Origin of the sequence: Clostridium thermopalmarium DSM 5974 (genome assembly GCF_002995795.1) — a bacterium.
GTDB classification, from domain to species: domain Bacteria; phylum Bacillota; class Clostridia; order Clostridiales; family Clostridiaceae; genus Clostridium_H; species Clostridium_H thermopalmarium.
The window spans coordinates 1-11,641 of record NZ_PVXN01000059.1 but is presented as its reverse complement, the minus strand read 5'-3'; the positions used below and the strand labels follow the sequence as shown (position 1 = coordinate 11,641).

The following is an 11,641-nucleotide window of genomic DNA, read 5'->3' as shown; positions in this document are numbered from 1 at the left end:
TTTGTAGAAATTAAAAAGCCTTGAGAGTTCACTCAAGGCTTATTAAACACTACATATAAATATAATATATAAACAAAATATAGTACCTAATAAGTTGAATGATAGCTCTCCACAAATTGCTTTGTGACAGTCTTACATATATTCTATGCAAAACCAGCTATATAGCCTTAAAGCATCAGCTATATGCTTCGGCGATATTTCCTTTCTTGATGCCTCATCGTGCTTTCCTCAACATCAGTACTCTTAAATACCGCACCTCTATCACTAAACTTCGATATACGCTTTTATTTTATTATAAATTAAAACTTTCTTATAGTCAAATATTTTTATTAATTATTTATATATTTTTTTATTCCCCTTGTCAAAGTTTTATTGTAATCTATAAAATCATATATATCTTCATCAAATAATTTACTAAACTTCTTTAATGTTTCTACATCTAATTCTTCTATAGCAACGTTATTTTCTTCGCAATATAAAACTATAGAACCTATTACTCCATGAGCATCTCTAAAGGACATTCCTTTATTCACAAGATAATCCGCAGCTTCTGTAGCATTAAGAAATCCTTCTTTTACAGCTCTATACATATTATTCTCTTTAACTTTAATTCCAGACAGCATTCCATTCATAACTTTCAAACATTTCATAACTGTATCTGAAGCATCGAAAAAACCTTCTTTATCTTCTTGCATATCCTTATTATAAGCTAACGGAATTCCTTTCATAGTTGTTAAAATCCCCATCAAATCTCCATATACTCTTCCAGTTTTTCCTCTTATAAGTTCTGCTGCATCAGGATTTTTCTTTTGAGGCATAATACTGCTGCCAGTTGAAAATTCATCGCTTATTTCTATAAAATCAAACTCTTTACTGCACCATAATATGATTTCTTCACTTAACCTGCTTAAATGCATCATAATTATAGAAAAAGCACTCATAAGGTCTATCAAATAGTCTCTATCACTGACACCATCCATAAAATTATCAACTGGTTTTTTAAACCCTAATTCTTTTGACGTAAAATCTCTGTCTATATCATAAGTAGTTCCTGCTAAAGCTCCACATCCAAGAGGACTTTCATCCATTATTTCAATATCGCTTAATAATCTTTTTTTATCCCTATTAAACATATTATAGTACGCCATCATGTGATATTTGAATGTTACCACCTGAGCCCTTTGAAGATGAGTATAACCAGGCATTATTACATTATTTTTTTCTCCTACATCTTTAATTGTATTCATCAATTCTTCTAGTTCTTTTAAAACTTCAAAAGCTCTAGCTTTAGCATACATTCTCATATCTACTGCAACTTGATCATTTCTGCTTCTTCCTGTATGAAGCTTTTTCCCAACTTCACCTATTCTTTTTATAAGGTTGATTTCTACAAAACTATGGATATCCTCATAATTTCCTTCAATAAACAATTCACCTTTTTCTATATCCTGCAATATAGAGTTCAATCCATCTATTATTAATTTCTCTTCCTCTTCTTTTAAAATACCGCACTTTGAGAGCATCTTAACATGAGCAATACTTCCATTAATGTCCTCTTTATATAATCTTTTATCAAAATTTAAGGAACTATTAAAGTCTTCCATAAGCTTATTTTCGCTTTCTTTAAATCTTCCACCCCAAAGCTTCATTTAAAAAATCACTCCGTTCTTCTATAAGTTGCAAAGTTTAGTTAGCCAAAATCTATTCTTTAGCCATTAGTGGCTAATTATTACGTTTTTCTTCTTATTTATTCTTATTTAGCATTGCGTTGATTTTATAAGGAAGACCGAATAAATTAATAAATCCTTCTGCATCTTTATGGTCATATAGTTCACTTGCCCCAAAGGAAGATATAGTTTCTTCATATAAAGCATAAGGTGATTCCATTCCTGCTATCATAATATTTCCTTTATACAATTTTAGTTTTACGGTTCCAGTTACCTTTTCTTGAGTTTTATCTAAAAAAGCATCTAATCCTTCTCTCAAAGTAGAAAACCATAATCCATTGTAAACTAGTTCACCGTATTTTTGAGATACAATCTCTTTAAAGTGGAAAGTTTCTTTTTCTATAGTTAAATATTCTAATTCTTTATGGGCAGCATATAGTATTGTTCCACCTGGTGTTTCATAAACTCCTCTTGACTTCATTCCAACCAATCTATTTTCTAGTAAGTCTACAACTCCAATTCCATTTTCTCCGCCTAATTTATTTAATTTATTCATCATATCTATTGGATTTAATTCTTCTCCATCAATCTTCTTAGGTATTCCACTTTCAAAATATATTTCTACATAAGTAGGCTCATCTTTAGCCTTCTCAGGTGGCACTGTCATAAGATACATTTGGGATTTATGTTCATTTTTTAAATTCTCAAGATCTCCACCTTCATGACTAGTATGCCATATGTTTCTATCCCTTGAATATATTTTTTCTTTAGTTACTGGAACATCAATTCCATTTGCATTAGCATAGTCTATAGCATCTTCTCTTGATTTTATGTCCCAAATTCTCCAAGGAGCAATTATCTTTATAGTAGGATCGATAGATGCTATTCCAACTTCAAATCTTACTTGATCATTTCCTTTTCCTGTGCATCCATGACATATATATTTTGCTCCTTCTGCATGAGCTATCTCTACTAACTTTTTAGCAATTAAAGGTCTTGCAAAGGATGTTCCTAAAAGATATTTGCCTTCATATATTGCATTTGCTTTAACTCCCTTAAAAAGATAATCTGTTATAAATTCTTCTGTTGCATCCTCTATATATATTTTAGAAGCTCCTGATTTAATTGCTTTTTTCTTAATTTCTTCAAAATCCTCATCTTGACCTACATTGACACAGCATGCTATAACATCTAAATCATAATTATTTTTTAACCAGTGAGCTATAATAGAAGTATCTAAACCTCCTGAATATGCTAAAACAACCTTATCTTTCATATATAATACTCCCTTTCATTTATTAAATTTGTAAACTTATAATCTTTTAAATTCAATTTAAGCTATAATACCATATCTAAAAATTGTTTGGTTCTTTCTTCCTTTGGATTTGAAAATATCTCCTCTGGAGGACCTTCCTCTATAAATTTTCCTCCATCCATGAAGATCACTCTATCTGCTACTTCCTTTGCAAATCCCATCTCGTGAGTCACAACTATCATAGTCATTCCATCTCTTGCAAGTTCCTTCATAACATTCAAAACTTCTCCTACAAGCTCCGGATCCAATGCTGATGTAGGTTCATCAAATAACATTATATTAGGTTCCATAGCTAAGGCTCTTGCAATAGCTACCCTTTGTTTTTGTCCTCCTGATAACTTGGAAGGATAATAATCTTTTTTATCAGCTAATCCTACCTTTTCCAATAGTTCATGAGCCTTTTTCAAAATAACATCCTTATTTACCTTTTTAACTGTAATTGGAGCTTCAATTATATTTTCCTCAACAGTCATGTGAGGAAATAAATTAAAGTTCTGAAATACCATGCCCATTTTTTCAATTTTTAATCTGGTATCTTTTTTATTATGAACATTTAAAGGCTCTCCCTCTATGATAATCTCTCCAGAATCAGGTATCTCCAAAGCATTTAAACATCTTAAAAATGTACTTTTACCAGATCCTGATGGACCTATAATTACAACAACCTCTCCTTTTTCTACCGTCATATTCAAATTTTCAAATACTTTTAAACTTCCAAAGCTTTTAGTTAGATTTTTGGCTTCAATCATATTCACTAATAAACACCTCTTTTAATATACAGACAACTTCTTTTCAGTTACTGAAAATACGGTTGTAAAAACTGTTGTCATAAGTAAATAAAGGCATCCAGCTATAAAAAAAGCTTCTACCGGCCTTGCTGTAGCTGAAATTTGAAGCTGAGCATTTCTCATAAGTTCTTCCATTGCAATGCTAGATACTAAAGAAGTATCTTTTAGCATAGTAATAAATTCATTTCCTAAAGACGGAATAATCACTCTAAAGGTCTGTGGCAATATTACTCTTCTCAATGTTTGAAAACTAGTAAATCCTAAAGCTTTGCAGGCTTCAAATTGCCCCTTATCTATGGAAAGTATACCTCCTCTTATTATCTCAGCCATATAAGCTCCTGAGTTTAAACTTAATCCTAATATAGCAGCCTGCATAGAAGTCAGCTCCACCCCCATAAAAGGCAAAGCATAATAAAAGAAAAATAATTGTAAAAGCATTGGTGTTCCCCTGAAAAGCCAAGTATAAAAAGATGAAACAATAACTATTCCTTTATTTTTAGATAATTTTAAGGTAGCAATAATTACACCAATAATACTTCCCAATACAACTGATATAACTGTGAGTTCTACAGTCACAATACATCCCCTAAGAAGTATAGGAAACATATTTTTTAAGATTTCTATATCCATTTCGTCCTCCATTCTTCATGATTTTAATAATAAAGACTGGAACTTATTTTTACTTTTTATATGCATCATACCCAAACCATTTAATAGAAAGCTTTGATAAAATACCATCTTTTTCTAATTCGTCTACTATCTTTTGAATTTCATCTTTTAATTCTTTATCTCCCTTTCTATATCCAATACCCATTGGCTCTTCGCTTACCATTTCATTTAACACCTCAAATTCACCTGGTTTTTTAGAAATATAATAACCTCCAACTTGAGCATCCATAATAACAGCATCTATTCTTCCTATTGTAAGCTCACTAAATGCCTGAGTAATTTTTTCATATTTTTTCAGTTCCTTTATATCTTTTAAATTATCCTCAGCAGATTTTTGTCCAGTTGAACCTAATTGACATCCAACTATTTTTCCCTTTAAATCTGCAAGAGTTTTTATGGAGTTATTTCCACTTTTAATTGCTATTACTTGTCCTCCCATTAGATATGGCTTAGAAAAATCTATAGACTTTTTTCTCTCCTCTGTAATGTTTAATCCAGCTATTATTGCATCAAATTTTTTAGATTGGAGAGCTAATAATATACCATTCCATTCTGTTGGCATAAATTCAACTTTTACTCCTAATTTTTTACCAATTTCATTAGCAAAATCAATATCAAATCCCACCAAATTATTTTTCTCATCTCTAAATTCCATTGGTGGATAGCCATCATCTAACCCAATAACTAATTTGCCTGCTTTTTTAACATCTTCTAAAGAAGTATCTGTTTTACCTTCTGAAGCAACTGATGAACTATTATTTGCTCCTACACTTGTTTTTGTACTTTTTCCACATCCAACAAATACTGAAAGTCCCATAGTTATAGTTAGTAAAATTGCCCCTATCTTTTTCATATTATACGCCCCTTCCCGTATTTAACCAATTTTATGATTACATGGCAGTGCAAAATCATATATCCATTTTTATAATTATAATTATACATTTGTAGTTATAAATATGCAATAGTTTTTTGTATATTTATAATATATTTTTGTATTGTTATTCATAAATTCAACATTTCTAACGTACATTTATAAAAAAATATCAATAACATAAAATAGTATTAATATTTTTCCGAGTATAGTTATGCATATAAATATACAAAAAAGATGCACATTTAAAATGCACATCTTCCTTACATATTTAATATACTTATAATTTTTTTATTATTTCCCCCGTAAATTCCGTAGTTTTAGCATTACCTCCTAAATCAAAAGTAAGAATTTTGCCTTCTTCTAATACTTTCGATAGAGCTTTATCTATTCTCTCAGCTGCCTCAAATTCCCCTAAATGTTTAAGCATCATAACTCCAGTTAAGATAGCAGCTGTAGGATTAGCTATATTTTGTCCAGCTATATCTGGTGCTGAACCGTGTACGGCTTCAAAGACAGCCATATCATCTCCTATATTTGCTCCTGGCACTACTCCTAAGCCTCCAACTAGTCCTGCAGCCATATCTGAAAGTATATCTCCATATAAATTTGGCATTACAAGTACATCGTACTTTTCTGGACTTTGAACCAATCTCATGCTCATAGCATCTACAATCATATCAGAGAATTCAATATCCTTATTTGATTCTGCAACTTCCCTAGCACACTTTAGAAATAGACCATCTGATAACTTCATTATATTCGCCTTATGCACTGCCGTAACTTTTTTTCTTCCCTGCTTTTTAGCAAGATCAAAAGCAAACTCAACTATCCTATCACTAGCCTTTTTAGTTATTATCTTTATACTCTCTGCTGCTGAGTCCCCTACATTATGTTCAATTCCAGCATATAGATCCTCTGTATTTTCCCTAACTATTATAAGATCTACATCATCATACCTAGAAGGAATACCTTTATAAGTTTTTACAGGTCTTACATTAGCATAAAGATTTAGTGCTTGACGTAACCCTACATTTACACTTCTAAATCCTTTTCCTACTGGCGTTGTAACTGGCCCTTTAATAGCAATTTTATTTCTTTTTATACTATCTATCACATGATCTGGAAGAGGAGTTCCATACTCTTCAATAACCCCTTCTCCTGCATCTACTATTTCCCAATTAATTTTAACTCCAGCTGCATTTATAACATCCCTAGCAGCTTTCATCACCTCTGGACCTATACCATCCCCTGGAATTAATGTTATGTTATAACTCACTGTTTCTCCCCCTTTTTTAATAAGGAGTAGAACTTTAAATTACTTAACTTAAAATCCTACTCTCTAATATATAACTTTTAACCTGAAAATTATTTTTTCTTACTTGATACTATTTATGAGTCCACCCTTTAATATCATTTTCTTTTGTCTCTCTGAAAGTTGAAGGCTCATAACATATTCTTCATTTTTAGTTTTATTCTTTACTATAATTTCTCCTTCTTCAACACCATTTATAGCATTAATTATTAATAGTTCGTCAAATTCATCAATTTTATCATAGTCATTCGTATTTTTAAATACTAAAGGCATTATTCCATTATTTATAAGATTAGCCATGTGTATCCTTGCAAATGATTTTGCTAGTACAGCCTTAATTCCAAGGTAAAGAGGAACTAATGCTGCATGTTCCCTGCTGGAACCTTGACCATAATTTAATCCTCCGATTATAAATCCTCCATTATTTTCTTTAGCTCTCTTTGGAAATTCTGGATTACAAGGTGCAAGACAGTAATCTGATAAATAAGGTATATTAGATCTAAAAGGTAAAAGTTTTGCATTAGATGGCATTATATGATCCGTAGTTATATTATCTCCTACTTTTATAAGCGCTTTTCCTTCTACTGTATCTTTTAATTCTTCTCCCATTGGGAAAGGCTTAATATTAGGTCCTCTTACGACTTCAACTTCTTCTCCATTTTCTGCTGGTTTCACTATCATATTATCATTAATTAAGAATTCTTTTGGCATTTCTATATGTGGAGCCTCTCCAAATTCTCTAGGATCTGAAATATATCCATTTAAGGCAGATACAGCTGCAATTTCAGGGCTTACAAGATACACTCCAGCAGATTTTGTTCCACATCTTCCTTCAAAGTTTCTATTTATAGTTCTTAATGATACTGCATTATTTGCAGGTGCTTGTCCCATTCCTATGCATGGTCCGCATCCTGACTCTATTATTCTAGCCCCAGCCGATATCATTTTTGCAAGTGCTCCATTTTCAGCTAGCATATTCAATACCTGCTTTGATCCAGGCCCTATAACTAAAGATACATCCTCATGAATAGTTTTTCCTTCCAAAATTTTTGCAACTTTCATCATATCTACATAAGAAGAATTTGTGCAGCTTCCTATAGTAACTTGATTAACTTTAATTCCTTTTAATTCTGATACCTTTACTACATTATCTGGACTATGAGGACAAGCAACCATTGGTTCTAATTCACTTAAATCTATTTTTATAATTTCATCATAATTTGCATCCTCATCAGCTTTAATTTCCACAAAATCTTCTTCTCTATGCTGAGCTTTTAAGAATTCTAAAGTAACTTCATCACTTGGGAATATAGAAGTAGTCGCTCCTAATTCTGCCCCCATATTGGTTATTGTTGCCCTCTCAGGAACAGAAAGAGTTTTTACCCCTTCTCCTCCATATTCAAAAACCTTGTCAACTCCGCCCTTTACAGTAAGTCTTCTTAAAAGTTCTAATATTATATCCTTCGCAGATACCCAGGGACTCAATTTTCCACTAAGTTCTACTTTTACAACTTTTGGAGTCTTTATGTAATACTCTCCTCCACCCATAGCTACTGCAACATCAAGTCCTCCTGCTCCAATTCCAAGCATACCTATTCCTCCTGCTGTTGGAGTATGGCTGTCAGAACCTACAAGTGTTTGTCCTGGAATTCCAAATCTCTCTAAATGAACTTGATGGCATATGCCATTACCAGGCTTTGAAAAATAAATTCCATGTTTTTTAGCTACAGTTTGTATATATCTATGATCATCAGCGTTTTCAGGACCGGTTTGCAGCATATTGTGATCTATATACGCTACAGACCTCTTTGTTTTAACCTTATCTACTCCAAGCGCTTCAAATTGCAAATAAGCCATTGTACCTGTAGAATCTTGTGTTAAGGTTTGATCTATTCTAATACCTATTTCATTTCCAACCTTCATTTCCCCAGTTACTAGATGATCTCTTAAAATTTTTTCTACAATATTATAACCCATATTTGCCAGCCCCTTTTTCATAAAATATTTATATATGAATTTATAGTACAACAAATGTCATATTTGTGCATAATTATATCATATATTCGGGTCATTATCAAAATTTTTTGCAACTTTTATACACATTTCATTCATTTTTTCAAAATAAATTGAAAAACTTATTAAAGGTTTTTAACTATTTCCATCTTAACTATTTCTGATAACTTTTTTTGTTCTTCTGAAGTAAGCTTATCCAAATATAGTGGTTTTCCAACTGTTAATTTAATTTCACCTTTTCTAAGCCACCCATTGTGTTCTTCAAAAATCTTATAGCTTCCATCTATAGTAATTGGTACTATAGGAACTTTAGCCTTTATAGCCATCTTTAAACTTCCTTTTTTAAACTCTCCTATATTATGACTTTTGCTTCTCGTTCCTTCAGGAAAAATAACCATAGAATAGCCACTTCTTAAATTCTCTGCTCCTTGGTTTATAGCTTTTAAAGCTTCTCTAGGGTTTTCCCTGTCCATAAATACACATCTTATATTTTTCATCCATCTTGAAATAAACGGTACCTTCGCCATTTCCTTCTTAGCAATAAAACCCATAGGCTTATCTATTGAAGCTAAAATCGCTAATATATCAAAGTTGCCTTGATGATTTGATACAAAGCAACATGCTTCCTCTGGTACATTTTCGAGTCCTTTTACTTCTATTTTAACCCCAGCTTTTTTTAATACCTTGTTTGCCCAATAAAAAACAGTATCATGCAAAAACTTTTCTGCTTCTTCTTCCTTTCCTCTCTTCTTTAAATTTTTATATTTTCGATCTAAAGTTAATGTACTTATTAAGTTAAATATGACATAAGCATATATCCATATAGATTTCATGTTATTCCTTCCCTTCATGGATTTTTTGAACTTCTTTTATTATATCTTCATAACATACTTAATTCAATAAATAGTTTACATTACTATAGCTATACAGGTTTATTTTTACACAAAATTGGCATCATTATATAATATACACATTATTTTAATATCTAATATTATTACTTTTTAATATGGTATTTATAATCTTTATTACTATAAGAGGTGAGCAAATGAAAATCAATAAAAAATTTGTAAAACTCATTATAATACTTTTATCAATAAGCCTTATATTTCTTATATACACTATATATAATTATTCTATAAAAACATCCTTAACACTACCATCAAAAGATAAGCTTTTAGTTCACTATATAGATGTAGATCAAGGTGACTCTATTTTAGTTCAATTTAATAATAAAAATCTCTTAATTGATGCCGGTCCTAACAACAAAAAAACCTTCTCATACCTAAAACGACATAAAATAAAAAAACTTGATTATGTAATTATTACTCATCCTCATGACGATCATATAGGTGGTATGAGTCATATTATAAATCATTTTAATATAAACAAATTTTATTCTCCTAATATTACAGCTAATACAGATAGCTTTAAAAATATGCTTTTAAGTTTAAATAAAAGAGGACTTAAAGTAACATCTATTTCATCTGAAATAAGATTAGACTTAAAAGAAAAAGTATGTTGCTTTATAATTCCATCTTATAGTAATCATGATAACTTAAATAATTACTCCCTCATAATAAAAATTACTTATAATAATACCAGCTTTTTATTTTCTGGAGATGCAGAATCTTTAAGAGAGGAAGAGTTAATTAATAAGGGTTATAATCTAAGTGCTGATGTACTAAAAGTAGGACATCATGGTAGCAAATCTTCTACTTCACAAAAATATTTGGATGAAGTTAATCCTAAAATAGCCGTTATCAGTTGTGGTAAGGGAAATGATTACGGGCACCCTCATAAAGAAACTTTGCTTAAATTAAAAGAAAAAGGTATAATTACCTTTAGAACTGATATAGATAAAACAATAGTCTTGGAAAGTGATGGAAATAAAATAGTAAAAAGGAAGTGATATTGATGAATCCAATAGCATTTTATGTATTTGGTATTCCCATTCGTTGGTATGGAATTTTAATAAGTATAGGAATTATGATAGCATACTTTCTCGGTTCTAAGCAAAGTAAAATTTATCATTTAGATTTCGATGAAGTAACTGATATTTTTATAGTTGCTCTTCCTGTTTCTATACTGTGTGCAAGGTTATACTATGTAATATTTGAGTGGTCCTACTATAGTGCAAATCCTTCTGAAATATTAAACATTCGAGGAGGCGGTCTCGCAATACACGGCGGTATTCTTGGAGCTGTAATAAGCAGTTATATTATGTGTAGAGTAAAAAAGGTTGACTTTTTAAGTTTACTAGACACAATTGCTCCTTCCTTTATACTAGCTCAAGCTATTGGCCGTTGGGGAAATTTTTTTAATCAAGAAGCTCATGGTGGCATGGTTTCTAAAGAATTTATATCTCATTTTCCAGATTTTATACAAAAAGGAATGTTTATAGACGGTGCTTATTATCACCCAACTTTTTTATATGAATCTATGTGGAATTTAATTGTATTTGCAATACTCATGATTTTAAGCAGAAAAAATTTAGAAAAGGGTTCTATATTCTATTTATATATAATGTTATATTCCGTTGGAAGATTTTTTATAGAAGGCTTAAGAACCGATAGCCTAATGCTTGGTTCTTTAAGAATGGCCCAGGTGATAAGTATAATATTTATATTGCTTGGATTTACTCTACTTATAATGTCAAATAAAAAAAAATCTCATATTAATTAAATAAGTAGTAGGATTGGTTCCTACTACTATTTTTATATCAGATATTTTTATATCAGAAATAAAATTTTTATTATTTTTTCAAAAAATAAAAAATGGCTCCGCGAAGAGGACTCGAACCTCCAACCTATCGGTTAACAGCCGAGTGCTCCACCATTGAGCTATCGCGGAACGTTCTTTTGAAAGAAATTATTCTTTCAAAATTGCACAGTGCATTATTTGATCAAGTCCTCGATCTATTAGTATCAGTCAGCTTAATGCATTACTGCACTTACACCTCTGACCTATCAACCTGGTAGTCTTCCAGGGATCTTACTAGTTAAA

General features: G+C 31.0%; 10 protein-coding genes, 1 tRNA gene, 1 rRNA gene and 1 riboswitch. Of the genes, 2 read left to right on the top strand and 10 right to left on the bottom strand.

Annotated elements, in window-relative coordinates; all coding sequences use genetic code 11:
- Positions 1-94: 94 nt before the first annotated feature.
- Positions 95-269: riboswitch (Lysine riboswitch) on the bottom strand.
- Positions 270-329: 60 nt separating this feature from the next.
- The 8 genes from argH to CPAL_RS11825 form a co-directional block, all read right to left on the bottom strand.
- Complete coding sequence (argH, locus tag CPAL_RS11860; RefSeq protein ID WP_061858609.1) at positions 330-1,649, bottom strand: argininosuccinate lyase; 1,320 nt, start codon at positions 1,647-1,649, stop codon at positions 330-332.
- Positions 1,650-1,743: 94 nt separating this feature from the next.
- A complete protein-coding gene (locus CPAL_RS11855; RefSeq protein WP_061858608.1) occupies positions 1,744-2,943 on the bottom strand; it encodes an argininosuccinate synthase in 1,200 nt (399 codons plus the stop codon).
- A 62-nt stretch (positions 2,944-3,005) separates the two neighbouring features.
- Entirely contained in the window at positions 3,006-3,737 is a 732-nt protein-coding gene (locus CPAL_RS11850) for an amino acid ABC transporter ATP-binding protein (protein ID WP_106024698.1), read from the bottom strand.
- A gap of 15 nt (positions 3,738-3,752) precedes the next feature.
- Positions 3,753-4,400: an amino acid ABC transporter permease gene (locus tag CPAL_RS11845; RefSeq protein WP_061858606.1), complete on the bottom strand. Its 648-nt coding sequence runs from the start codon at positions 4,398-4,400 to the stop codon at positions 3,753-3,755.
- A 49-nt stretch (positions 4,401-4,449) separates the two neighbouring features.
- Positions 4,450-5,292, bottom strand: a complete 843-nt coding sequence (locus tag CPAL_RS11840; protein WP_061858605.1) for an amino acid ABC transporter substrate-binding protein — start codon at positions 5,290-5,292, stop codon at positions 4,450-4,452.
- 298 nt (positions 5,293-5,590) lie between these two features.
- Positions 5,591-6,589: an isocitrate dehydrogenase (NAD(+)) gene (locus CPAL_RS11835; RefSeq protein WP_106024697.1), complete on the bottom strand. Its 999-nt coding sequence runs from the start codon at positions 6,587-6,589 to the stop codon at positions 5,591-5,593.
- Between the two features lie 99 nt (positions 6,590-6,688).
- Complete coding sequence (locus tag CPAL_RS11830) at positions 6,689-8,602, bottom strand: aconitate hydratase (protein WP_061858603.1); 1,914 nt, start codon at positions 8,600-8,602, stop codon at positions 6,689-6,691.
- Between the two features lie 161 nt (positions 8,603-8,763).
- Positions 8,764-9,471, bottom strand: a complete 708-nt coding sequence (locus CPAL_RS11825) for a lysophospholipid acyltransferase family protein (protein WP_061858602.1) — start codon at positions 9,469-9,471, stop codon at positions 8,764-8,766.
- Positions 9,472-9,683: 212 nt separating this feature from the next.
- Between CPAL_RS11825 and CPAL_RS11820 the strand changes: the two genes are divergently transcribed.
- The gene (locus CPAL_RS11820; RefSeq protein WP_061858601.1) at positions 9,684-10,547 is read left to right on the top strand and encodes a ComEC/Rec2 family competence protein; all 864 of its coding nucleotides are present in this window, start codon (positions 9,684-9,686) and stop codon (positions 10,545-10,547) included.
- 5 nt (positions 10,548-10,552) lie between these two features.
- Positions 10,553-11,320, top strand: a complete 768-nt coding sequence (gene lgt, locus CPAL_RS11815) for a prolipoprotein diacylglyceryl transferase (protein WP_061858600.1) — start codon at positions 10,553-10,555, stop codon at positions 11,318-11,320.
- 93 nt (positions 11,321-11,413) lie between these two features.
- Here lgt and CPAL_RS11810 read toward each other — a convergent pair.
- Both CPAL_RS11810 and CPAL_RS11805 read right to left on the bottom strand, forming a co-directional pair.
- Positions 11,414-11,488 (bottom strand) — tRNA-Asn (locus CPAL_RS11810).
- Between the two features lie 48 nt (positions 11,489-11,536).
- Positions 11,537-11,641 (bottom strand): 23S ribosomal RNA (locus CPAL_RS11805); the annotation flags it as partial.